The sequence below is a fragment of the Streptomyces millisiae genome, from assembly GCF_031845425.1.
Taxonomy (GTDB): Bacteria; Actinomycetota; Actinomycetes; order Streptomycetales; family Streptomycetaceae; genus Streptomyces; species Streptomyces millisiae.
Genome location: NZ_JAVREM010000048.1, coordinates 15996 through 38545 on the forward strand (window position 1 = coordinate 15996; position 22550 = coordinate 38545).

A 22550-nucleotide genomic window follows, 5' to 3' on the forward strand; every position below is an offset into this window, starting at 1 on the left:
CCTCGGTAGGGGGCGGCGGTCCGCCTGATGGCGCGCGGGAGCGCGGCGTCGTCGGTGCTCAGCCCTAGTATCTCCGGTCAGAACAGCAGCGTGACCTTCAGGGGGCTGGCTTGACGGCGGAGTTCACCAGGAGCGGACATCTCGTTGTCCGGATTACCCCCGCTGACGTGGGAAGACGCGTGTCGGTGCGGACGTTTGCCGGCGCGCGGGAGCAGTCCGCGCGGTTCACGGACACCGTGGGCGTGCTCACCTCGTGGGCCGGCGGTGTACTGAGCGTGACGCGGCGGGACGGCCGGACGGTGCGGCTGGCCGAGGCCGATCTGGTGGCCGGGAAGGTGGTGCCGCCGACCCCGGCACGGCGGCGCGGGACGCCGGCGGCGAGCGCCGAGGAGCTCGTGTGGGTGGCCGCGCGCGGCTGGGGCGGGCCCGACGCCGAGGAGGTCGGCGGCTGGCTGGCGCGGGCCTGCGGCGGCTGGACGCGGCGGGCCAACTCGGCGGTGCCGCTGGGCGGTTCGCGGCCCGATCCGGACCGGCTCGGCGCCTGGTACGCGGCCCGGGGGCTGCCGCTCTCGTTGCAGCTCACCACGGGTGCCGACGGCTCGGGCGAGCTGCTGGCGGCGGAGCTTGACGGGCTCGGCTGGCCGGCCGCGGGGCACTCGACGGTGCGGGTGGCGGCGCTCGCGCCGCTGGCCGACGCGGCGCCCGACGCCAGGGTGACGGTGGGCCGGGAGCTCACGGACGACTGGCTGGCCGGCTTCCCGCGCGCGGCCGAGGCGCCGGAGGCCGCCCGCCTGGTGCTGGCCGGCGGCCCGCGACCGCTGTTCGCGGTGGCCAGGGCGGGCGACGGGCGGGTCGCCGGAGTGGGACGCTGCGTGGTCGACGGGCGCTGGGCGGGCTTCGCCGCGATCCGCGTCGACCCGGCCCACCGACGGGCCGGGCTGGCCACCGCGTTGATGCGCGAGCTGGCCCGCGCGGCGCTCGCGGAGGGCGCGAGCGCCGCCTATCTCCAGGTGGAGGTCGACAACGCGCCGGCGCGCACGCTCTACGACGCGCTGGGCTTCGCCGACCACCACCACTACCACTACCGGACGGCGCCGGACCGGGCGTAGGGCCGGGTCAGGGGCTGACCGCGCCCTCCACGACGGCCTCCCGCCGGCCGGGCCCCTCGTCCACGGTGGCCGTCTCGCGCAGCGCCGGGATCAGCGCGGCAGCGGCGTGCTCGGGGGTCATCGGCACCGGCCCCGCGCCCGCGTCGATCATCACGCCGTCGAACGTGCTGCCGTAGGTGGCGGCCAGCACCTCCATGTCGATCACCGGCTGCAGCGCGCCGGACTCGCCGGCCTGCATGGAGAGGAAGTCGTCGATGGTCGTGGGGCTCATCGGGATCTCCCGACCGCCCGCCATCAGCCAGACCCAGCCCGACATCGCGGGCTCGCCGAACTCGGTGAGCGCCTGCTGGATCTGCTCCTCGCCGACCGCGGGCTCCTGGGCGCTGACCGGCAGTTCGACGACCGGGTTGCGGCCGGTGGCGGCCCGCTCGCGGAACGCGGCCTCGACGGCGTCGGCGGCGGCCTGCACGTCGATGGCGTTGCCCGGCTCGCCGGCCCGCCCGATGGCCTCGCCGTTCTCGAAGACCACGGTGCCCTCGACGGGGCCCGCGCCGCCGGACTCGGTCGCGATGCCGTCGAGCGCCACGGTCAGCTTCTCCCGGTCGACGGCGAACACGGCGTTCTCCGCGCGCTCGGCGCCGACCAGGGATCCGAAGACCGCCACCGGGCTGTAGTCCTGGCCCGAGACGGCCCGCACCGTGCCCTCGGTGTCCACCGCGAGGCCGGCGACGCTCGGCTTGAGCTCGATCTCCCGGTCGCCGACGAGCAGCGTGAGCGGGGTCTCGTTGGCCGCCTCCAGCTGGCTGTCGAGCCTGGCCTGCGCCTCCTGCGAGCTGAGGCCGCCGATGTCGACGCCGAGCACCGTGGTGCCGGCGGGCACGTCCTTCGGGCTCATGAAGAGGCCGACGCCGTAGGCGACCACGGCGATGCCGACCACCGCGACGACCAGCAGCCGCATCTTGGAGCGGCCCTTGCGCCTGGCCGGCGCGGCGGGCTTGGGCGCGGGCGGCTCCGGCTCGTCGGCCGGCTCCGGGGCGGGGGCCGGCGGCCGGGGCGAACCGGCGGACGGCACCTGCGGGAGGGGCCCGGTGTCGGTGATCCTGGGCATCGGCCCGGTGGCCGCGAGCACGTCGGAGGGCGGCGGGGGCGGGAAGGGCCCGCCGAGGTCCATGGTGGAGCCGTCCGGCTCCTGGTCCCCGAGGGCCGGGGGCAGCGGGCCGCCGACCGGCACCGGTTCCCTGGCGGGCAGCGGCATGGTGCCCGCCATCGGTCCCGCCGTCGGCCCGGCAGGACCGGTGCCCACCGGGCGGGGCGGCAGCTGCGGGATGCCGGCGGCCGGGGTGTCGGTGCGCTGCGGGACGCCGGCCCAGCCGCCGCCGGCGGGCGCGCCGAGGCCCGGCATGCCGTCGGGCGGGGTCTCGGTGACGACCGGGTGCCCTCCGGAGGGCGTGTGGTCCGTGGAACCGGGCCTGTTGGGCGGTGCCTTGCGGGGCTCGAACCAGGAACTGGTCTTCTTGGCCGAGGTCTTGCCGCCGCCGACGGCGCCCGGGGCGGCCGGCGGCTCACTGGCGGCCGGCGCCGCGGACGGGGTGGCGGTGGCGGCGCGCATGGCCGCCTCGTTGACGGGTTCCCGCACCACGATGGGCGGAATGGGCCGGGATCCTGGGATGTTGATCCTGGCGCGGGTCGTCAGCGTGGTCTCGGTCTTCTTCTCCTCCGCCTGCGGGGCTCCCGGGCGGGCGTCACCATCCCCCCCCAGGGGACTGGGGGATGGGCTGTCAGTTTCTCGACTCAAGGCAGGATCTCCCGGTTGGCCATCGCCGACCGTCCCGGGCGGGCCGGGCGTGGACGACTGGCCCCACGATACTGGGGACGGAGCCACGGAACGGCCCCACCACAGGATTGGCACATGCGTACACGTGATGGCGGGCCGCGCGGTTCACCGCGGCCTCCCCCACGCGAGGCCCAACAAGGCTACCTTCGCGGCGACTTGTCCTCGTTCCGGCCGGTTCTGCCGGGCCAGGGCCGGGCCATGGCCTCGGCCGAGAAGAGCGGCAGCGGACGGTCCGAGGGCACGAGGGCCGCGGAGACCACGGCCAGGGTCATGCCGCCGAGTAGGAAGAGGTAGCTGCCGGCGCCGGCCGCGAAGACGTAGTCGCCCTGCGGGCGGCTCACGGTCAGCAGCAGCACCGCGATCGCCCAGCCGGCGGCCGGGAAGCCGGCGCCGGCCCTGGTGCGGGTGAGCAGGGCGCCGCCCCAGAAGAGGCCGGCCGCGCCGCCGAGGGCGAGCAGCAGGCCGAGCGGCACCAGGCCGCCCTGGAGCAGCGAGCCGGCCACTCCGGCCAGCGCGCCGAGCAGGCCGAGCCCGAGGTACGCCAGGATCCTCACGCCGCCTCCCCGTCACGGCCGGTGCGTCCGGTGAGTCCGGTCAGTCCCGCGAGGACGTCGGTGGCACCGGGCGGCAGCGGGGTGCCCGCGGCGAGCCGGTAGTACTCGGTCGCCCACAGCGGCTGCGCCAGGCCGTTGGAGAGGGCGAAGACGTCGCCCTCGACCTCGATCTGGGTGGCGTGCGCGGCCATCGCGGCCCGCTTGGCGGCCAGGGTCGCGGGCGTCGGCGGGACGGCGAGCGCCACCTGGTCGTCGGCCACCACGCCGGGGATGTCGGAGACCTCCGCGACGCCGGCGAAGCGGCCGGGGCCCGTGGCGCGCAGTGCGGCGAGCCGGGTCTCGGCCTCGCCGCGCGGCACGCAGTTCCACAGCACCCGCTCGACCCGGTGGTCGGCGACCTCGGCGCCGCGCATGGCGACGCGGTGGGCCTGGATGTGGTCGGGGTGGCCGTAGCCGCCGTTCGGGTCGTAGGTGATGAGGACCCGGGGGCGCACCTCGTCGATGACGGCGGCGAGGTCGGCGGCGGCCGCGTCGAGGTCGGCGCCCCAGAAGGCGTCGGGGTGGTCGTTCTGCGGGAGGCCGAGCATTCCCGAGTCGCGCCAGCGGCCGGCGCCGCCGAGGAGGCGGTGGTCGCGGACGCCGAGGGCGCGCATGGCGGCGGCGAGCTCGGTCGCCCGGTGCGGGCCGAGCCGGTCGTCCCGGTCGGCGGCGAGGTGGGTGAGGGCGGGCGGGATGACCTCGCCCTCCTCGCCGAGCGTGCAGGTGACGAGCGTGACCCGGACGCCGGCTGCGACGCAGGCGGCCATGGTCACGCCGTTGTTGATCGACTCGTCGTCGGGGTGCGCGTGGACCAGAAGCACACCCGCCTGGCCGGAACTCATGCGGGCGAGCTTACGTCGCCGGCCGGTGGCGACCGGAACCCCCCGGGGGGTCCGCCGGCGGCCGGCGCGTGCCTCAGAAACTGAGGGAACTGATCATGTTCGCGATGCCGTTGGTGAAGTCGTTGATGGTCGGAGCCATGTTGGAACTCGAGAGGTAGAAGCCGAACAGCACGCACACTATGGCGTGCATGACGTTGAGGCCGGCCCTCCTGACCAGCAGTACGACAATGACCGCGAGCAGCAACACCGCGGATACGGAGAGCGCCACTCAAGATCACCTCCATGTAGTCGTGCCCGGTTCAGGGCAGGCCGACGGACGCTTCCGTTCTTGCTTGGAAGTGTCTTACCCACCACGCGCGATGGATCATAACGATCATCTCCCTGAGCATGTCTCGGTGCACGGGTGCAGCGGAGGGGCGCACGCCCCCGGCGTGGAGATGATCGTCTCCTGATCAGGGCGTGAAGGGCGGGGCGGCCGAGGTGGAAGGTGCCAGCGTCGTGCCCTCCTCGGGGAAGTGGCAGGCCGTGAGGTGGCCGGGGGCCCGCGCGGAGAGCGCGACCAACGGCGGTTCCTCGGTGGCGCACTTCTCCCTGGCCTTCCAGCACCGGGTGCGGAAGCGGCAGCCGGAGGGCGGGTTGGTCGGCGACGGCACGTCGCCCTCGAGCCGGATGCGCTCCCGCGCCGGTGGCCGCGCGCCCTCGCTCCCGTCGGCCGGGTCCTCGAGGTCGATCTCGGGCACGGCGGAGAGCAGGGCGTGGGTGTAGGGGTGCCTGGGGCGCTCGTAGATCGCCTCGCGGTCGCCGATCTCGACGATCTTGCCGAGGTACATCACGGCGATCCGCTGTGAGAAGTGCCGCACCACGGCGAGGTCGTGGGCGATGAAGAGGAAGGCGATGCCGAGGTCGCGCTGCACCCGGCGCAGCAGGTTGACCACCTGGGCCTGGATGGAGACGTCGAGGGCCGAGACGGGCTCGTCGGCGATGATCAGTTTGGGTTCGAGGGCCAACGCCCGTGCCACGCCGATGCGTTGCCGCTGGCCGCCGGAGAACTCGTGTGGGAAGCGGTTGTAGTGCTCGGGGTTGAGGCCCACGGTGCTCAGCAGTTCGCGCACCCGCTGCTCGCGGCCGCCGGGCGGGTCGATGCCGTTGATCTCCATCGGGCCGCCGATGATGGTGCCCACGGTCTGCCGGGGGTTGAGCGACGAGTAGGGGTCCTGGAAGATCATCTGGATCTCGGAGCGGATGGGCGCCATGGCCCGCCGTCCCGCGGTGGTGATGTCCCGGCCGCGGTAGACGATGGTGCCGGCGGTGGGGTCGACCAGCCGGGCGAGCAGCCGTCCCGTGGTGGACTTGCCGCAGCCGGACTCGCCGACCAGGCCGAAGCTCTCCCCGGCGTGCACGGTGAGGTCGAGCCCGTCCACGGCCCTGACGGCGCCCACGGTCCGCCGGATCGGGAAGCCGCCCCGGACCGGGAAGTACTTGGTCAGACCGCGCACGGTCATCAGTTCTGTGGTGCTGTCGTCGCTCATGGGTGCGTGGGTCCTTCAGCGCAGTCGGGGGCGGATCCGCGTCGTGAACAGGGCGCGGCGCTGCTCGCCCGTGAGGTGGCAGGCGGCGCCCCGCCCCTCGGGCAGCGCGGGCCGCTCGGTGCCGCAGCGGTGGGGGCCGGAGGGGGACCCGGCCACCTCGTCGGGGAAGGCGCAGCGCGGCTCGAAGGGGCAGCCGGGGGGCGGGGTGAGCAGGCTGGGCGGGGCGCCCGTGATGGGCACCAGTTCCTGGTCCACGTCGCCGTGCAGCCGGGGCATGGAGCTCAACAACCCCCAGGTGTAGGGGTGTTGTGGGCGGTTCAGCACCTCGCGCACCGGGCCGCGTTCGACGGCGCGGCCGGCGTACATCACCAGCACGTCGTCGGAGACCCGGGAGACCACGCCGAGGTCGTGGGTGATCATGATGATCGCGGAGCCGAACTCCCGCTGGAGTTCCATCAGCAGGTCGAGGATCTGGGCCTGCACGGTGACGTCGAGCGCGGTGGTGGGCTCGTCCGCGATGAGCAGGTCCGGGTCGCAGACCAACGCCATGGCGATCATGGCGCGTTGCCGCATGCCGCCGGAGAACTGGTGCGGGTAGTCGTCGACTCGGCGCCGCGGGTTGGGGATGCCGACCTTGGCGAGCATCTCGACGGCGCGCTCGCGGGCCTCGCGCTTGCTGGCGCCGCGGTGCTTGCGGAACGGCTCGCCGATCTGCCGGCCCACGGTGTAGTAGGGCGAGAGCGCGGTGAGCGGGTCCTGGAAGATCATGGCGACCTTGTTGCCGCGGAGCCGCTCGAGTCGCCGTTCGCCGACCCGTGTGAGGTCCTCGCCGTCCAGCAGGATCTCGCCGGAGATCGTCGTGTTGTCGGGGTTGTGCAGGCCGAGGACGGCCTGGTTGGCGACCGACTTGCCGGAGCCCGACTCGCCGACGATGCCGAGGGTGCGGCCGCGTTCGAGGTCGAAGGAGAGCCCGTCGACGGCCTTGACCGCGCCGTCCTCGGTGGCGAAGCGCACGCGCAGGTCGCGCACGGAGAGGAAGGGGCCGCCCGCCTCCTGCCTGGTGGTGGTCACGTCGGTCAGCTCCTAGGCGAGCCGCACGCGCGGGTCGATGAGCGCGTAGCAGGCGTCGACGACGATGTTGAACAGGACGATCATCAGGGCGGCGAAGAGCATCACGCCCATCAGCATGGGGAGGTTGGACTGGGTCACGGAGTCGACCGCGAGCCGGCCGAGTCCGGGCAGCGCGAAGGTGTACTCGGTGATCATGGCGCCGCCGAAGAGGGAGCCGAGGTCGATGCCGAAGATGGTGACGATGGGGATGAGCGAGCCGCGCCAGGCGTAGCGGAAGAACACGGTGCGCGGTCCCATGCCCTTGGCCCGCGCGGTGCGGACGTGGTCCTCCTGGAGCTGTTCGATCAGCGTGGCCCTGGCCATGCGGGTGTAGTTGGCGGTGAAGATGGTCGCCAGCACCAGCCAGGGCAGCAGGAGGCCCTGGAACCAGGCGAGCGGGTCCTCGGTGAACGGCTCGTACCGTGGCTGGGGCAGGAGTTCGGTGTTGTAGACGACGGCGGCGAGGGCCAGCGGGCCGAGGAAGTAGATCTGCATCGAGCTGAGGACCAGCGAGGTGGAGCTCATGGTCTTGTCGAGCAGCCCGCCCTGCCGCCAGGCGGCCAGCATGCCGAGCGCGAGGCCCAGGGTGAGGAAGACCACCGCGCCGCCGATGGTGAGCGAGACGGTGGTGGGCAGCCGGTCGAGGATGGTGTCGAGGACCGGGGTGTTGTTGCGGAAGGAGAAGCCGAGGCAGGGCGCCGGGCAGTGTCCGGCGGGGAAGTCGCGGCCCGCGAAGATGCCGACCATGTACTCCCAGTACTGCACGGGGACCGGCTGGTCGATGCCCAGGTTGCGTTCCACGACCGCGAGTTGTTCCGGGGTGCAGACGCCCTTGCCGCACGCGAGCAGCGCCGGGTTGCGGGGTATCGCGTAGAAGAGGAAGAACGTGACGGCGCTGATGATCAGGAGGATGGCGACGGCGCCGAGCGTTCGCCGGATGAGGAAGCGGAGCATCGTCGGTAGCAGCCTTCGCTAGCGGCCTCGGGAGGCGTGTGGCGGGTGCCGGGCCGGGGCGCGCGGCCCCGGCCCGGCACCCGCGGGGTCAGTCCTGGATCACGTAGAGCCGTTGCATGTCGATGGTGCCGAGGTCGTCGTTGAAGGTGGCGCCGCCGATCCGGGAGCCGTGCAGGATGGTCTGCCGGTAGTAGAAGGTCGGCACGAAGGGCACGAACTCCTCCTGGATGTACTGGCTGAGCGCGGTCCACTCCTCGGCCGCCTGCGCCGGGTCGGTGATCGCCCGGATGCGGTCGATCTCCTCGTTGACGTGCTCGTCGTTGAGGTGGCTGTAGTTGGAGCCGCCGTCCGCGATCTGCCGGCCGTCGAACTGCGGCGGGATCACGGTGGCGCCGGAGAGCCAGTCGGCGCCCCAGCTGTTGCGGTAGATGTCCGCCCCGTTGTCGACGACGCCGATCGTGTCGTAGTAGGTCTCCGGCGGGACCTCGGTGCGGTTGACCTCGAAGCCGGCGGACTCCAGGGCGTCCGCGACGGCCACCGCGGCCTGCTGGTCCTGGGGCGCGGTGTGGTGGATGTAGTTGAGCTCGTAGCCGACCGCGTCGGCCTCCTCCAGGAGCTCGCGGGCCCGCTCCACGTCGCCCTGCGGGTTGGCCAGCTTGCCCCAGGGGTCGTAGTCCTCCTGGTAGCCGGGCAGCAGCGGGGAGATGTTGCCGCCCGCGTACTGGCCGCCGATGCTGCCGCCGTAGGCGTTGAGCACGCCGTTGAGCGGCACCGCGTAGGCGATGGCCTGCCGCACCCGCAGGTCGGTGACCCGGTCCAGGTTGATGGCGAGGGTGCCGACGTACGGCTGGTAGCCGTCGACCAGCCGCTCCCGCAGCTCCGGGTCCTCCATGACGGTCGGCCCGTTGCCGGCGTCGAGGCCGTTGTTGAAGCTGGTGGCGTACTGGTTCTCGCCGTTGTCGGCCATCAGGCGGGCCGTGGAGTCCTCCAGGCTGTGGCCGAAGGAGATCTCGTAGCTGTCCGGGTAGGCGTTGCGCGCCGGGTCGGTCTCCGGCTGCCAGTACTCGTTGCGCACCAGGGTCATGGAGCGGCCCGGCCGGAAGTCCTCGATCTCGTAGGGGCCCGAGGTGACCGGGTCCTGGTCGTACGCCTGCTGGGTGTCGCCCTCGGCCGAGACGACGGCGTAGCCGGGTATGGAGAGGGCGTAGGGCAGGTCGTTCTGGGGCTCGGCGAAGCGGAAGATGATGGTCCGCTCGTCCGGGGTCTCCAGGAGCGAGTCCGGCAGGTGGTCGCCCTCGTAGGGCCCCTCGGGCAGCAGCTCGCGGTAGTCGCCGGCGTCCGGGCCCGCCAGCCACTGCTGGATGTAGCTGGGGCCCTGGGTGATGAACGGCGCGAAGGTCCGCTCGATGGTGTGCCGGATGTCGGCCGAGGTGATCGGCGTGCCGTCGTTGAAGTAGATGTCGTCCTTGAGGGTGTACGTCCAGGTGCGGCCGCCGTCGGAGACCGTGCCGGAGTCGGTGGCCAGGTCGCCGACCACCGTGTAGTCGCCGTCGTTGTCGAGGCGCACGTAGGTGAGGCCGCGGTGGATCAGCCGGGCGATGTTGGACTCGTGCGCGACGTAGATCTGGGCGGGGTCGAGGTGGTCGGGCGAGGTCTCCTGGAGCACGTTGATCGTGCCTCCCGGGGTGGCGCCCGGGACCTCCTCGGCGGGTCCGGTGGACGCCTCGGCGTCGCCGAAGGAGATCGCGGCCGAGGTCTCGGGCCCCGCGCTCTCCTCCTCGCTCGCGGGACCCCCGCCCCCGCCGCTGCTGCAGGCGCTGAGGACCAGCGCCCCGGTCATGGCCAGGGCCACCCCGGCGATGCGTGCTCTGGGCCGTGCTGTGGTGCTCATCGGTACGTTCCCACCTGCCCGTTTCGTTGGTCGGCTTGGCTCGCGGAGGCGACGGTGCGGCGGTCGCGGGGCTAGCGGACGGTCTTGGGGTCGAACGCGTCCCGGACCGAATCTCCCAGGAGGTTGAAGGCGACCACGAAGATCACCATGGAGACCCCGGGGAAGAACATGTAGGTGATGTCGCTGCGGTAGACCTCGGCGGCGGTGGCGAACATCCGGCCCCAGTCGGGCGTCGGCTCGGTCAGGCCCACCCCGAGGAAGGAGAGGGCGGCCGCCGTGGTCACGAAGCTGGGCAGCATGTAGGTGGCCTGGACCAGCATCGGCGAGACCACGTTGGGCAGCAGCTCCTTGCGGATGATCCGCCACGGGGAGGCGCCGCTCACCCTGGCCGCCTCGACGAACTCGCGCTCCCGCAGGGTGAGCGCGGCGCCGCGCAGGATGCGCCCCAGGGTCATCCAGCCGAGCACCCAGAGGACGACGATGATGGACACCACCTTGACGTAGGTGGGTGTCTCCTCCCTGGGGTCCACGAAGAGGGTGGTGACGATCGGCAGGAAGGCCACGAAGAACAGCTGCTGCGGAAAGGCCATCAGAAGGTCGATGACCCGGCTGATGGCGAAGTCCCAGCGGCCGCCGAGATAGCCGGCCGCGATGCCCAGGACGATCGCGGTGAGGACGGCGAGCACGGTGACGGCGAGGGCTATGAGCAGCGAGGTGCGTATTCCGTAGAGAAGCAGGGTCAACACGTCACGGCCGGTGCCCGGTTCTATTCCGAACCAGAATTCCCCGTCCATGCCGCCGTTGGGTTTGACGGGATAGCCGTACTCGTTGAGCAGCCCCGGCTCCAATTGCCCGTACCTGGTGTAGGGGTCCTTGCCGTAGAGGGCGGAGATGAGCGGCGCGAGCAGGCCGATCGCGAAGAAGAGGAGCACCACGCACGCGGAAATGACGCCGACCCGGTCCCGTCGGAAACGACGCCACATGAGCTGACCCGGCGAACGCCCTACCAGTTCGGCCGCCATGGCCTCGGTTTGGCTGGACATCAGTCCCCCCGACGTGTGGTCCCACGGTGCGATGCGTGTAGAGCGGGACTGTCGCAAGGCACCGAGTTAGCCGTCAAGGGGTAGCAGTGGTATCAACCTATGACGGTCAATTAGTGAGCCAAGGTTACGCGGATTGACACAGGAACGTGCTTGACGGCGTCGCGCGCTTTCGGAAATGAGCGGACAAGTACGGACCCAGGGGTGTTAACAAGGAGGCAACACCCCAGACCCTATACCGATATGCGAACGGCCCAGACTGAGGCGGTACGGCCGTGCGGGTGCCGTAGACCGGGGCGGTGTGGCCGAGAGTCCACCGCCCCGGTTGCACGACGGCGCCCGGCTACTCCGAAGTGGCGTAGTGACAGGCGGACTCGTGACGGCGCGCGCCGGTCGCGTCCGCGAACGCCAGAGGCACGGCCAGCGGCGGTGGCGCCGTCGCGCAGATCTCCGTCGCTTTCCAGCACCGGGTTCTGAAACGGCATCCCGTCGGCGGATCGGCCGGTGACGGCACGTCGCCCCGCAGGATGATCCGTTCGCCCCGCCGGGCCGCCTCCGGATCCGGCACCGGAACCGCGGAAAGCAGGGCCTGGGTGTAGGGGTGGGTGGGGTGCTCGTAGATTTCCCGGTCCGACCCGATCTCCACGATCTTTCCCAGGTACATCACCGCGACCCGGTCCGAGATATGCCGCACCACCGACAGGTCGTGGGCGATGAAGACACAGGAGAGCCCGAACTCGCCCCGGAGCCGCGCCATCAGGTTGATCACCTGGGCGCGCACCGAGACGTCGAGCGCCGAGACCGGCTCGTCGCAGATGATGATCTCCGGTTTGAGCGCCAGGGCGCGGGCGATGCCGATGCGCTGCCGCTGGCCGCCGGAGAACTGGTGCGGATATCGGTTGACATACTCCGGATTGAGCCCGACCACGTCCAGCAACTCACGCACCCGGCGCCTTCGCTCGCCTTTGGGCGCGACCTCGGGATGGATCTCGAAGGGCTCACCGACGATATCCCCGACCGTCATGCGCGGATTCAGCGACGTATAGGGATCCTGGAACACCATCTGGATATTCCGGCGCACCGCGCGCAGGGCCCGCCGCGACAGCCGGGAGAGGTCGTCGTCGCGGTAGCGGATCTCGCCGGCCGTGGGGCGTTCGAGACCGACCAGCAGTCGCGCCACCGTGGACTTCCCACACCCCGACTCCCCCACCACGCCCAGCGTCTCGCCGGGCCGCAGGTCGAAGGAGACGCCGTCCACCGCGCGCACCGCGCCCACCTGGCGCCTGAACAACGCCCCCTGGGTGAGCGGGAAGTGCTTGACCAGGTTCCGCACCTGGAGGATGGGCTCAGCCACCGACCGTCTCCTTCCAGAAGTGGCAGGCACTGGTCCGGCCCCCGCTCCGGCCGCCGTCCGGCCCGCTCACCCGCACCAGCGGCGGCACCGGGTCCTCCCGGCACATCTCGCGCGCCGCGGGACAGCGCGGGTTGAAGGCGCAGCCGGGCGGGATCGCGGTGAGGGTGGGCGGCAGGCCCCTGATCGCGTAGAGCTCCCGGCCCTTGTGGTCGAGGCGCGGGATGGAGTCCAGCAGGCCCCTGGTGTACGGGTGCGCGGGCCGCTCGTACAGCTCACGCACCGGCGCGTTCTCCACGATGCGGCCGGCGTACATCACCGCGATCTTGTCGGCGACGTCGGCGACCACGCCCAGGTCGTGGGTGATGAGGACGAGCCCCATGGCGGAGTCCCGCTGGAGCTCGGCCAGTAGGTCCATCACCTGCGCCTGCACCGTGACGTCCAACGCCGTGGTCGGCTCGTCCGCGATGATCACGTCCGGCTCCAGGGCCAGCGCCATCGCGATCATGACGCGCTGCCGCATGCCGCCGGAGAACTGGTGCGGGTAGTCGTTCACCCGCTCCCTCGCCGCCGGGATGCGGACCCGGTCCATCAGCTCGATGGCCCTGGCCTTGGACTCCTTGCGGGACATGCCCCGGTGTACCCGGAACATCTCGCCCAACTGGAAGCCCACCGAGAGCACCGGGTTCAGCGCCGACAGCGCGTCCTGGAAGATCATCGCCATCCGCTCACCGCGGATCCGGCGCCGCCGCTCCTCGGACATGGCGAGCACGTCCTCGCCACGGAAGAGGATCCGGCCGCCGGTGATCCGCCCCGGCGGGCTGTCCAGGATGCCCATCACGGCCTGCGCGGTCACCGACTTGCCGGAGCCGGACTCCCCGAGCACGGCCAGGGTCTCGCCGGCGTCCACCGCGTAGCTGACCCCGTCGACCGCCCGGACCACCCCGTCCCGGGTGTCGAACTCCACACGCAGGTCCCGGACTTCGAGCAGCATGGGCGGTCAGCGCCTTTCACCTGAGCTTGGGGTCGAGGGCGTCCCGGACGGCGTCGCCGAGCATGATGAAGGCCAGCACCGTGACGCTGAGCGCGGCCGCCGGGTAGAGCAGGATGTGCGGGGCGTTGCGGAACTGCATGCCGTCGGAGGCGGCCGAGATGTCCACGCCCCACGAGACGCTGGGCGGTTTGAGGCCCACGCCCAGATAGCTGAGCGTGGCCTCCAGGGCGACGAAGGTGCCCAGCATGATCGTCGCCATCACGATGACCGGCGCGATGGCGTTCGGCAGGATGTGCCGCAGCAGCAGCCGGGGGGTGCCGGCGCCGAGCGAGCGGGCGGCCTGCACGTAGTCGTGCTCCTTCGCGGCGAGCACCGCGCCGCGCGCGATCCGGGCGATCTGCGGCCAGCTGAGCGCCGCGATGATCGCGACCACCGGCCAGATGCCGGTCAGCGTGACCATGGACAGGAAGACGATGGCGCCGAGCACCATCGGGATGCCGAAGAAGACGTCGGTGAGCCGGGAGAGCACCTCGTCCCAGAAGCCGCCAAGGAAGCCGGCGAGGCCGCCGACCACCGAGCCGAGCAGGGCCACGCCCAGGGTGGCGCAGATCCCGACCGCGATGGATGCGCGGGCGCCGTGCACGGTGCGGGTGTAGACGTCGCAGCCCTGCGTGTCGAAGCCGAACCAGTGGCCCGCGCTCGGGCCCTCCAGCGAGCGGCCCAGCTCGCAGCGCTGCGGGTCCTGGGTGGCGATCAGCCCCGGCCAGAGCGCGATCACCGTGAGGAAGAGGATCAGCAGCGCGGAGACCACGAAGACGGGGTTGCGCCGCAGGTCATGCCAGGCATCCGCCCACAACCCCCGCGCCTCCGGCGGCACACCGGCTCCCGCCGTGCCGTCCGGCGACGACGGCGAGCCGGCCGCCAGGCCGGGCGGCCGCGGGCCAGCCGGCTCCGGCGCCGCACCGGCTCCCGCCGGACCGGACGACGGCGGCGACGGCGACGACGAGCCGGCCCCCTGGCCGGCTGCTGCCGGACCGGACGGGCCAGCCTGCGACGACGGCGAGCCAGCCACCCCCGGCGACCGGCCGGTCTCCGACGCAGACGGGCCGTCCGGCGACGACGGCGAGCCGGCCGCCGGACCGCACGGCGGCGAACCAACCGGCTCCGGCGACGCACCGGCTCCCGCCGGACCGTCCGGCGACGACGAGCCGGACGCCGCGCCGTCCGGCGACGACGACGAACCGGCCCCCGGGCCGGGCGGCTGCACGCCGGCTGCTCCCGGGCCGTCCGGCGACGGCGGCGCCGAGCCGGCCGCCAGGCCGGGCGGCGGCGAGCCGGCCGGATCCGGCGGTGAGCCGGACGGCTGGGGGCCGGACGTGGCTGGCCCGACCGGGAGGTCATCAGGCATAGCGGATCCTCGGGTCGAGCACGGCGTAGAGGACGTCGACGAGCAGGTTGGCCAGCAGGAAGATCAGCACCAGCACCACCACGAAACCGACCACGGTGGCCGAGTTCTGCCGCAGGACGCCCTGGTAGAGCTGGTAGCCGACGCCCTGGATGTTGAAGATCCGCTCGGTGACGATCGCGCCGGCCATCAGCGTGCCGATGTCGGCGCCGAGGTAGGTGACCACCGGGATCAGCGAGTTGCGCAGCAGGTGCCGGACGGTGATCCGGCGGCGCGGCAGGCCCTTGGCGACGGCGGTGCGGACGTAGTCGGCGCGGGCGTTCTCGGCGACGGAGGTCCTGGTGAGGCGGGTGACGTAGGCGAGCGAGACCAGGCAGAGGATCAGCCCGGGCAGCAGCAGCTCGCGCACCGTGGGGTCGGGGCTGACGGCCGGGCTGACCCAGCCGAGTCGGACGCCGAACAGGTACTGGGCCGTGGTGCCGAGGACGAAGGTGGGGACGGCGATCACGCAGAGGGTGAGCATCAGCACCGAGGTGTCGAGCGGCCGGCCGCGCCGCAGCCCGGTGATGACGCCGAGCGCGATCCCGATGACCATTTCGAGCACCAGGGCGATCACCATCAGCCGGAAGCTGATCGGAAACGCCCGGCTCATCAGCTCGGTGACGGGCTCCCCGTTGAAGGCGGTGCCGAAGTCCCCGGAGAGGATCCGGCCCATGTAGAGCACGTACTGCCGCCACAGCGGCTCGTCCAGGTGGAACTCGGCGCGCAGCGCGGCGGCGATGGCCGGGTCCGGGCCGCGGTCGCCGAAGAGCGCGGTGACCGGGTCGCCGAGCGCGTAGACCATGACGAAGATCAGGAAGGTGGCCCCGACGAACACCGGGATCGTCTGGACGAGTCGTCTGACCAGGTAGCGCGCCATGCCGCCTCAGCTCACCCGGATGTCGGTGAAGACGGGCACGGAGAAGGGGTTGAGCCGCACGTCGCTGACCCGCTCCGAGTGTCCCGCGGTGCCGTTCTGGTACCAGAGCGGGATGGCCGGCAGGTCGCCCACCAGCACCTCCTGGGCCTGCTGGAAGGCGCGGACGGCCTCGGCCTCGTCGGCGCTGGCGTTGGCCCGGTCCACCAGCTCGTCGAACTCGTCGCTGCTGTAGCCGGAGTCGTTGGAGGAGGCGTCGGTGTAGTAGATCGGTTGGAGAAAGTTCTGGATCAGCGGATAGTCCATCTGCCAGCCCGATCTGAACATTCCTGACACCTGTTGGTCACTGACCCGGTTGCGGAAGTCCGCGAAGGTCGGCACCGGCTCCACGGTGCAGGCGCCGCCGTCGTCCAGGGCGTTGTTGACGCTGTTGCAGACCGCGTCCATCCACTGCCGGTGGGAGCCGGTGTCCACGTTGGAGGTCAGGGTGATCCCGCCGTCCGGCAGGCCGCCCGCCTCCTCGATCAACTCCCGTGCGCGGTCCGGGTGGTACTCGCAGACCTGGCCGCACAGGCCCTGCTGCCAGCCACCGTCCTCACCGAGCACGGGCGAGGTGTAGTCCGAGGCGGGGGTGCGGGTGCCGTGGTAGATCCGGGAGGTGATGGCCTCCCGGTCGATGGCCATGGACAGGCCCTGGCGGAGCTTGAGGCCGTCCTCGCCCTGCCAGCGCTCGTCGTGCAGCGGGAAGGCGACGGTCTGGATGATGCCGGCGGGCCGGTTGAGGTACCGGTCGCCCAGGTCGACCTCCGCGTTGGCGAGCTGGGCGGCGGGGACGTCGTCGACCAGGTCGAGGTTGCCGGCCCGGAGATCGGTGTAGGCCGTGTTGTTGTCGGTGTAGACGCGGAGCTCGACGCCCTTGTTCCTGGGCCGGTCCTGGCCCGCGTACTCCTCGTAGCTGACCAGCTTCATGGACTGGTTCTCGTGGTACTCGTCGATCCGGTACGGGCCGTTGCCCACCGGCTTGGCCAGCCAGGCGTCGTGGTCCTCGAAGAACGAGCGGGGCAGCGGGGCGTAGGCGGCGTAGCCCAGGGTGTCGGGCCACAGCGAGAACGGCTCGCTGAGCCGGACGGTGAAGGTGTGGTCGTCCACGACCCGCAGCCCGCTGAGGGTGTCGGCGGTGGCCGCGGCGCCCTCGTCGGCCGGGTGGACCTCGTCGTAGCCGTCGATGAACTGGAAGAAGTAGCTCGCGACCTGGGCGTTGTCGACGTGGGCGCCGTAGTTCCAGGCGTCCACGTAGGAGTGGGCGGTGACCGGGGTGCCGTCCTGGAAGGTCCAGCCGTCCCTGATCCGGACGGTGAAGTTCCGCTGGTCCTCGGTGGTGATCGACTCGGCCATGGCGTCCTCGGCCCGGCCGGTCTCCGGGTTGTAGCGCTTCAGCCCCCGGAAGATCATGTCGAGGACCTTGCCGCCCTGGACCTCGTTGGTGTTGGCCGGCTCGAGCGGGTGCTGCGGGTCGCCCCAGGAGGCCCTGACCACCCCGTCGGGCCCGCCGCCCGAGCCGTAGCCGCTCCCGCAGCCCGCGCCGGCGAGCGCCGCGGCCAGTGCCAGGGTGCCGCTGGCGGCGACCCGAGCGAGGCGTGGCGTTCGGCGCATACGGTGCCTCCTCGGATGCCGGAAAGCCGCATTGGGCACATAAGATCATTTGCTCTCGCTATAACCTCTCTTTCTGGCCTGATCCGCGCGGAGAGTTGCCCAGAACCCCCCATTTGCCGGACGCCGCGCATGGGTATCTACCGAGCATGCGCAGCGGGTTAATCGTTTTACCGATGGTTCTCCTCACCGCGACCGCCACCCTGCTCGGCTGCACCACACCCGGGGGCAGCGCCCAGGACCGCAACGACGACCGCGAGGGCTTCGAGACGCCCCCGCCCTCCCTCGACCCCACGACCGACCCGTCCGCCGAGCCGCCCGCCGTGCCCTCGGGAACCGAGCTTCCCGGGCAGGCCTTCTCGCTCCGCCTCGTCGACGAGACGAACGCCTTCGCCCTGGTGACCGAGTGCGCCGAGGACACCGCGGGACTCCCCGGATCCGAGCGGTCGGAGCGCTGCGCGTACCGGGTCGCCGTCCTGGAGGACGGCGCCGCCTGGGAGGTCCGCGACACGCCGATCCCGGCGGGTGACAGCCGGGACGTCCCGCACTCACTGGAGGCCGCGGGGCCCGGCGTCGCCCGGCTCTCCGCCGTCCTCGACGACGGCGTCGAGCGGCACTGGGTGACCACGGACGGCGCGCGCAGCTGGCGGCCGGCCGAGACCACCGGAGCCGCCGGCACCGCCGAGGAGATCCCGGAGGGCGCGATCCTCACGGCCGGCCAGACGGGGCTCGCGGTGCTGATGCCCGACACCGCCGAGTACCGGCTGCTGGCCGCCCAGCCCCCGCTCGACAACCCGGGCTGGCCCGGCATCCTGCCCGACGGCTCGTTCTGGACCTCCGGCGTCGACCCGGAAACCGGCCGCCGCGCCCTGGCCGTCAGCCGCGACCGCGGCCGCGCGTGGGAGCTGCTGCCGCTCCCGACCACCGCCGGCGTCACCTCCCAGACCCTGACGGCCGGACCCGACGCGCTGTACGTCTTCGAGAGCGGCACGGCGCGGGCCGGCGACGGCACCGGCGTCCTCGCCATCCACCGCAGCGTGGACGACGGCGTCAGCTGGGAGCCCGTCTGGACCTACCGCCCCGGCACCATCCCCCACATCGTCCTCGGCACGCCCATCGCCGCGGCCGACGGCAGCCTGCTGATGTACGCCTCGGACGCCGTCTACCGCAGCGTCAACGCCGGCCGCGACTGGGCGATCTCCCGCCCCGGCGCACCGCCGGAACGCCCGGAGGTCACCCCCGCCGGCTTCCTCCTCACCGACCTCACCAACCCGGGCCACTACCGCCTCTCGGCGGACGGCTTCACCTGGCGCACGGTGGTCCTGGGCCAGGGCCGCTGACCGACGCGGGCGCGCCCGCCACGCCCTCGCGGGGCGTGGCGGGTGACGGCCGGCGACCAGCGCGTCAGCGCCGCAACGCCTCGGCGATGGCGAGCTGGACCGGGTCGAGGGCCGTCTTGCCGTCCTCGACGTCCCACAGGGAGTTCTGCAGGACGCGGCCCAGGGTCCAGCCGACGGCGCGCCGGCGGTCCAGGCCGAGGACCTCGGTCAGCAGGTCGAAGCGGTAGCGGACGGCGCGGGCGACGTCGCCGCCGGCCACCACCTCCGCCCAGCGGTTGTCGAGGGCCGGCAGCAGGTCGAAGCCGGGGTCGCCGGCGAGCGGCTCCGGGTCGATGGCCAGCCAGGGCTCGCGCTCGGCGGCCAGCACGTTGTCGTAGTGCAGGTCCCAGTGGAGCAGCCGGTCGCCCGCCTCGTCGACGAGTTCGGCGACGGCGGCCGCGCAGTCACGCAGCAGCGCCCGCTCGGCCGGGTCGACGAGCGCCGGCACGGCGGACGGGGTCTGCTCCACCATGGCGGCCGCGACGTCGGCCAGCCGGCGGATGCCGGCCGGCGCCGGCACCGAGGTCAGGCGGGCCAGCAGCTCGGCGAGGATCCGCACGGCCTCGCGTTCGTCGGGGAGCGACGACAACGGCCGGGCGGCGTCGAGTCGTTCGACGAGCTGGCAGCTGCTCGCCTCGTCGTGTTCGAGCAGCCGGACGATGCCGTCGCCGTCCCAGGCGCGGAGGCCGGTGGCGATGTCGACGGTCTCCGCGCGGAGCTGTTGGAGCTTGAGCACGGCCGGCGTGCCGTCGTTCCGCAGCACGGGCAGCACCAGCGAGGCCATGCCGAAGGCGGAGGGGCCGTCGGGGCGCAGGCCCCAACGCTCCATCAGCTCGCCACCGAGCCGGGGCAGGTCCGCCAGCCAGGCCAGCCGCCCGGCGTCCTCGCCGCCGTAGGCCGCGGCGAACTCGTCGGGGACGTCGATCGGGGTCGACGTGGTCATGAGAAGGGTCTCCTTCGTGGGTCACGGGATCGGAAACGCGACATACGAAGGAGTCACGGGGGCGCCCGGGGTCGACCGGGCCGGCGTCAAAGCATGATCACACCCTACCCCGAACCCTCGGCGCGCCCACATGTCGAGACCGATCATCCCGCGATGCGAGACGGATGCTACGGTCGGGGGTCCCCCGGCGACTGAGAGGTGAGGCCGATGCCGAAGACGGTCATCCACGTGTTCCGCGACGACGACGAGTCGATCGTGACCGGAACCCGCCTCGCGTGGCGCATCCAGGAGGTCGCCGCGGAGAACGACGTCGAGCTCGAGGTCTTCTGCTTCGGCCCGGCCCAGCGCCGCCTCGCCGCCGACGACGCCTCGGAGGCGGCGACCACCTACCGCCGGCAGATAGCCGAGCTGATCGCCGCCGGCGTGCCGGTCGGCGCCTGCGTCAACGCGGCCCGCGCCGACGGCACCGAGGCCGAGCTGCTGCGGCGCGGCCTCAGCCTCTCGGTCGCCCGCGACGAGTTCGCCCGCTTCACGCTCGAGGAAGCCACCGTCATCACGTTCTGAGCGGGGCGCCGGAAGGGGTCTGGACCAGCAGCTGACGGCCCGGGTCCGCGACCGGACGCAGCAGCGTGAACGTCAGCCGCCCCGCGCCGGTCACGGTCACCGTCGTGGGCGGGAAGTCCGTCACGGCGCGGCACTGCCACCAGGCGGCGACGTCCGGTCGTCCGGCGGTGAGCAGCCGCACGATCTCGGCCGTGCGCGGGTGCTCGGGGTCGTGCCCCGTGCTGGCGCGGAAGTGCTGGTAGAGGCCGCGCAGCAGCGGCTCGGCGCCCTCCGGCGGTAGCCGGTCGCGGGCCGCCGCCAGGAAGAGCAGCAGGTTGCGACGCTCGGCGGGCAGGGCCGCCGGGTCGCCCCACAGCCGGCGGTGCGCCGCGTTCCAGGCCAGCAGGTCGAGCCGGTCGTCGAGCACCAGCGCCGGGCTGTCGGGCCACCCGTCGATCAGGGCGCGCGTCTCGGGCCTGACGACCCCGTCCACCACCTCCGGCAGCGCCGGGGACCGGAAGCCGGCCAGCTCGAGCGCGTGCCGGTGGGCGGCCGGCGACATCCGCAGGACCCGGCAGACCGCGTCGACGACCTGCCGCGACACGGCCACCCGGCCCTGTTCCAGCCAGGTGTACCAAGCCACGCTCACCCCGGCGAGCGCGGCCACCTCCTCCCGCCGCAGCCCGGCGGCCCGACGCCGGCCACCGGCCGGCAGGCCGGCCTGCTCCGGGCCGATCAGCGCCCGGTGGGCGCGCAGGTGCGCGCCCAGCTCGCGCCGCACCGCGGTGACGTCCGTGTCCACGATCCTGTGAGTCCTCCTCACCCCCATAAAGGGTGACCTTCCTGACCGTCGCCGACCGGGTGAGGCTGCCGACATGACGGAAGAAACCAACGAACTGTTCTGGCGCACCCGCAACGACTCGTCCACCCTCGCCCAGCCCCGGGTCTTCATCCGGGTCTTCCTCGAGCCGGGCCGGCTCGACGCCGCCATCGCGTTCTACGAGCGGCTGACCGGCACCCCGGCGGACGGCCGCTTCTCCTTCCAGACGCTGCGTCTCGCGATGGTCGGCTCCTTCCTGCTGATCGAGGGCTCGGCCGAGGACCTGACCCCGTTCCGCCCCACCACCGGGACCCTGCTGGTGGACGACGTCCGGCCCTACCACGACCGGCTCCTCGCGGCCGGCGCGGAGATCTTCCAGCCGCTCCAACCGGTCCCGACCGGCGCCGGCTTCTCCGCGCGCCACCCGGACGGCACGCGCGTCGAGTACGTCCACCACCGGCCGCGTCCCGACGGCCGCTAGGGTCTGCCCCGCGCCCCGGGCGGCGGCGCGCTCACGGCCGCTCGCCGCGGCGCGCCGCCGCCAGGATCGGCGGGAGGACGCCGGGGTAGTGCTCCTCGATCTCGGCGAGGCGCAGTTCGTGCTGGCGAAAGCTGCCCTGCGGGGTGACCCGCACCAGGCCGGCCTCGCGGAGGACCTTCAGGTGGTGCGAGAGCGTGGACATGCTCACCGGGACGTCGAAGCCGCCGCACACCACCCCGCCGGCCGCGGCGAGCTGACCGACGACCTGGAGCCGTACGGGGTCGGCGAGCGCGTTGAGCAGGGTGGCCAGCTCGACGGAGGCGAGGTCGGGATGGTGGAGCGCGCGCATGCCGCCACCGTACCCCGCACTTCGAGGCTTTGACAGCCATCGAACTACTGTCTATCGTCTCCGCCGACCGCTCATTTCGAGAGTCGTCGAAGTCACGAATGGTGGAGGAGCTCATGGCGATCGACCGACCGCACGTCACGGAGTGGGGAGTCGGGGACCGCACCGCGGTGCTGATCCACGGCCTCTCCGGCAGCTCGGCCACCTGGTGGCGGGTGGCACCCTGGCTCGCCGCCCGCGGCTACCGGGTGCTCGCCCCCGACCTGGCCGGCCACGGCGGCGCCCCGCGTGGCCCCTACAGCCGGGAGCGCTGGGCCGACGACCTGCTCGCCGCGCTGCCCGCCCGGCCGGACCTGGCCATCGGCCACTCGCTCGGCGGCGTGCTGCTGGCGATGATCGCCGACCGGCTGCGCCCGGCCAGGGCCGTCTACGAGGACCCCGCCTGGTACCCGTGGAACGGCGTCGGCTACGGCGCCTTCCAGCCCGCCTTCCGCGCCTTCAAGCCGTGGACCGCCGACGACGTCCGCGCCGCGCATCCCACCTGGCCGGACGACGCGGTCCGCGCCCGGCTGGCCGAACTGCGCGACTGGGACCCGGACACGACCCGGATGGCCTACCTGGAGACCGCCTATGTGCCGGTGTTCCCCGTCGTGCCCTCGCTCGTGCTGCTCGCCGACCCCAGCGACCTCGTGCCGCCCCCGCTCGCCGACCACTTCGCGGAGGTCGGCTTCACGCTGCGCACCGTGCCCGGCACCGGCCACTTCACCCATGTCGACAACCCCGACGGGTTCCTGGCGGCGCTCGACGGCTGGGTCTGAGA

General features: G+C 72.6%; 22 protein-coding genes. 5 read left to right on the forward strand and 17 right to left on the reverse strand.

The features are described 5' to 3' along the window. Positions 1-110 precede the first annotated feature (110 nt). Positions 111-1109: a GNAT family N-acetyltransferase gene (locus tag RNC47_RS26160; protein ID WP_449657354.1), complete on the forward strand. Its 999-nt coding sequence runs from the start codon at positions 111-113 to the stop codon at positions 1107-1109. Between the two features lie 7 nt (positions 1110-1116). On the opposite strand, the gene RNC47_RS26165 is transcribed toward RNC47_RS26160, so the two are convergent. From RNC47_RS26165 to RNC47_RS26230, 14 genes are all read right to left on the reverse strand, one after another. Continuing rightward, a complete protein-coding gene (locus tag RNC47_RS26165) occupies positions 1117-2748 on the reverse strand; it encodes a hypothetical protein (protein ID WP_311602124.1) in 1632 nt (543 codons plus the stop codon). A 335-nt stretch (positions 2749-3083) separates the two neighbouring features. Continuing rightward, a complete protein-coding gene (locus RNC47_RS26170) occupies positions 3084-3497 on the reverse strand; it encodes a DUF6113 family protein (RefSeq protein ID WP_311602126.1) in 414 nt (137 codons plus the stop codon). Continuing rightward, positions 3494-4378 (reverse strand): N-acetyl-1-D-myo-inositol-2-amino-2-deoxy-alpha-D-glucopyranoside deacetylase, encoded by an 885-nt coding sequence (gene mshB / locus RNC47_RS26175; protein WP_311602127.1) that lies wholly within the window; start codon positions 4376-4378, stop codon positions 3494-3496. Before mshB ends, RNC47_RS26170 begins: the two co-directional genes overlap by 4 nt. A 73-nt stretch (positions 4379-4451) precedes the next feature. After that, on the reverse strand, positions 4452-4646 hold the full coding sequence (locus RNC47_RS26180; protein WP_311602128.1) for a hypothetical protein: 195 nt from the start codon (positions 4644-4646) through the stop codon (positions 4452-4454). 184 nt (positions 4647-4830) lie between these two features. Next, entirely contained in the window at positions 4831-5907 is a 1077-nt protein-coding gene (locus RNC47_RS26185) for an ABC transporter ATP-binding protein (RefSeq protein ID WP_311602129.1), read from the reverse strand. Between the two features lie 15 nt (positions 5908-5922). Further along, complete coding sequence (locus RNC47_RS26190) at positions 5923-6987, reverse strand: ABC transporter ATP-binding protein (RefSeq protein WP_394814884.1); 1065 nt, start codon at positions 6985-6987, stop codon at positions 5923-5925. Between the two features lie 3 nt (positions 6988-6990). Further along, a complete protein-coding gene (locus tag RNC47_RS26195) occupies positions 6991-7971 on the reverse strand; it encodes an ABC transporter permease (RefSeq protein WP_311602131.1) in 981 nt (326 codons plus the stop codon). Between the two features lie 88 nt (positions 7972-8059). Further along, the gene (locus RNC47_RS26200) at positions 8060-9862 is read right to left on the reverse strand and encodes an ABC transporter substrate-binding protein (protein ID WP_311602133.1); all 1803 of its coding nucleotides are present in this window, start codon (positions 9860-9862) and stop codon (positions 8060-8062) included. 71 nt (positions 9863-9933) lie between these two features. Continuing rightward, on the reverse strand, positions 9934-10905 hold the full coding sequence (locus RNC47_RS26205) for an ABC transporter permease (RefSeq protein ID WP_311602135.1): 972 nt from the start codon (positions 10903-10905) through the stop codon (positions 9934-9936). A 340-nt stretch (positions 10906-11245) separates the two neighbouring features. After that, positions 11246-12286: an ABC transporter ATP-binding protein gene (locus tag RNC47_RS26210; RefSeq protein WP_311602137.1), complete on the reverse strand. Its 1041-nt coding sequence runs from the start codon at positions 12284-12286 to the stop codon at positions 11246-11248. Then, complete coding sequence (locus RNC47_RS26215; protein ID WP_311602138.1) at positions 12249-13247, reverse strand: ABC transporter ATP-binding protein; 999 nt, start codon at positions 13245-13247, stop codon at positions 12249-12251. The genes RNC47_RS26210 and RNC47_RS26215 overlap by 38 nt, the downstream gene beginning before the upstream one ends. 16 nt (positions 13248-13263) lie before the next feature. Further along, positions 13264-14172 carry an ABC transporter permease gene (locus RNC47_RS26220; RefSeq protein ID WP_311602168.1) on the reverse strand — a complete coding sequence of 303 codons (909 nt, stop codon included), beginning with the start codon at positions 14170-14172 and terminating at the stop codon, positions 13264-13266. A gap of 475 nt (positions 14173-14647) precedes the next feature. Further along, positions 14648-15571: an ABC transporter permease gene (locus RNC47_RS26225; protein WP_311602140.1), complete on the reverse strand. Its 924-nt coding sequence runs from the start codon at positions 15569-15571 to the stop codon at positions 14648-14650. Positions 15572-15577: 6 nt separating this feature from the next. Further along, complete coding sequence (locus tag RNC47_RS26230) at positions 15578-17221, reverse strand: peptide ABC transporter substrate-binding protein (RefSeq protein WP_311602141.1); 1644 nt, start codon at positions 17219-17221, stop codon at positions 15578-15580. A gap of 173 nt (positions 17222-17394) precedes the next feature. On the opposite strand from RNC47_RS26230, the gene RNC47_RS26235 reads away from it, so the two are divergent. Continuing rightward, positions 17395-18558 carry a WD40/YVTN/BNR-like repeat-containing protein gene (locus RNC47_RS26235; protein WP_311602142.1) on the forward strand — a complete coding sequence of 388 codons (1164 nt, stop codon included), beginning with the start codon at positions 17395-17397 and terminating at the stop codon, positions 18556-18558. Positions 18559-18622: 64 nt separating this feature from the next. Here the strand turns inward: RNC47_RS26235 and RNC47_RS26240 are convergent, their stop codons facing one another. Next, positions 18623-19540 (reverse strand): aminoglycoside phosphotransferase family protein, encoded by a 918-nt coding sequence (locus tag RNC47_RS26240; RefSeq protein WP_311602144.1) that lies wholly within the window; start codon positions 19538-19540, stop codon positions 18623-18625. 207 nt (positions 19541-19747) lie between these two features. Between RNC47_RS26240 and RNC47_RS26245 the strand changes: the two genes are divergently transcribed. After that, on the forward strand, positions 19748-20104 hold the full coding sequence (locus tag RNC47_RS26245) for a DsrE family protein (protein WP_311602145.1): 357 nt from the start codon (positions 19748-19750) through the stop codon (positions 20102-20104). On the opposite strand, the gene RNC47_RS26250 is transcribed toward RNC47_RS26245, so the two are convergent. Beyond that, positions 20094-20885 carry a helix-turn-helix domain-containing protein gene (locus RNC47_RS26250; RefSeq protein ID WP_311602146.1) on the reverse strand — a complete coding sequence of 264 codons (792 nt, stop codon included), beginning with the start codon at positions 20883-20885 and terminating at the stop codon, positions 20094-20096. The two genes, RNC47_RS26245 and RNC47_RS26250, sit on opposite strands and share 11 nt — an antisense overlap. A 73-nt stretch (positions 20886-20958) precedes the next feature. Here RNC47_RS26250 and RNC47_RS26255 point away from each other — a divergent pair, with 73 nt between their 5' ends. Beyond that, on the forward strand, positions 20959-21384 hold the full coding sequence (locus RNC47_RS26255; RefSeq protein ID WP_311602147.1) for a VOC family protein: 426 nt from the start codon (positions 20959-20961) through the stop codon (positions 21382-21384). Between the two features lie 31 nt (positions 21385-21415). Here RNC47_RS26255 and RNC47_RS26260 read toward each other — a convergent pair whose 3' ends face one another. Then, complete coding sequence (locus tag RNC47_RS26260; RefSeq protein WP_311602148.1) at positions 21416-21733, reverse strand: ArsR/SmtB family transcription factor; 318 nt, start codon at positions 21731-21733, stop codon at positions 21416-21418. Between the two features lie 113 nt (positions 21734-21846). Between RNC47_RS26260 and RNC47_RS26265 the strand changes: the two genes are divergently transcribed. Then, positions 21847-22548, forward strand: coding sequence for an alpha/beta fold hydrolase (locus RNC47_RS26265; protein ID WP_311602149.1), 702 nt, complete (start codon positions 21847-21849; stop codon positions 22546-22548). Positions 22549-22550: the final 2 nt, after the last annotated feature.

Bases quoted from the DNA above. Each gene is read 5' to 3' on its own strand.
- mshB (WP_311602127.1), bottom strand. From the start codon at position 4,378: ATGAGTTCCGGCCAGGCGGGTGTGCTTCTGGTCCACGCGCACCCCGAC.
- RNC47_RS26185 (WP_311602129.1), bottom strand. From the start codon at position 5,907: ATGAGCGACGACAGCACCACAGAACTGATGACCGTGCGCGGTCTGACC.
- RNC47_RS26195 (WP_311602131.1), bottom strand. From the start codon at position 7,971: ATGCTCCGCTTCCTCATCCGGCGAACGCTCGGCGCCGTCGCCATCCTC.
- RNC47_RS26200 (WP_311602133.1), bottom strand. From the start codon at position 9,862: ATGAGCACCACAGCACGGCCCAGAGCACGCATCGCCGGGGTGGCCCTG.
- RNC47_RS26205 (WP_311602135.1), bottom strand. From the start codon at position 10,905: ATGTCCAGCCAAACCGAGGCCATGGCGGCCGAACTGGTAGGGCGTTCG.
- RNC47_RS26215 (WP_311602138.1), bottom strand. From the start codon at position 13,247: ATGCTGCTCGAAGTCCGGGACCTGCGTGTGGAGTTCGACACCCGGGAC.
- RNC47_RS26225 (WP_311602140.1), bottom strand. From the start codon at position 15,571: ATGGCGCGCTACCTGGTCAGACGACTCGTCCAGACGATCCCGGTGTTC.
- RNC47_RS26230 (WP_311602141.1), bottom strand. From the start codon at position 17,221: ATGCGCCGAACGCCACGCCTCGCTCGGGTCGCCGCCAGCGGCACCCTG.
- RNC47_RS26235 (WP_311602142.1), top strand. From the start codon at position 17,395: ATGGTTCTCCTCACCGCGACCGCCACCCTGCTCGGCTGCACCACACCC.
- RNC47_RS26240 (WP_311602144.1), bottom strand. From the start codon at position 19,540: ATGACCACGTCGACCCCGATCGACGTCCCCGACGAGTTCGCCGCGGCC.
- RNC47_RS26245 (WP_311602145.1), top strand. From the start codon at position 19,748: ATGCCGAAGACGGTCATCCACGTGTTCCGCGACGACGACGAGTCGATC.
- RNC47_RS26255 (WP_311602147.1), top strand. From the start codon at position 20,959: ATGACGGAAGAAACCAACGAACTGTTCTGGCGCACCCGCAACGACTCG.
- RNC47_RS26260 (WP_311602148.1), bottom strand. From the start codon at position 21,733: ATGCGCGCGCTCCACCATCCCGACCTCGCCTCCGTCGAGCTGGCCACC.
- RNC47_RS26265 (WP_311602149.1), top strand. From the start codon at position 21,847: ATGGCGATCGACCGACCGCACGTCACGGAGTGGGGAGTCGGGGACCGC.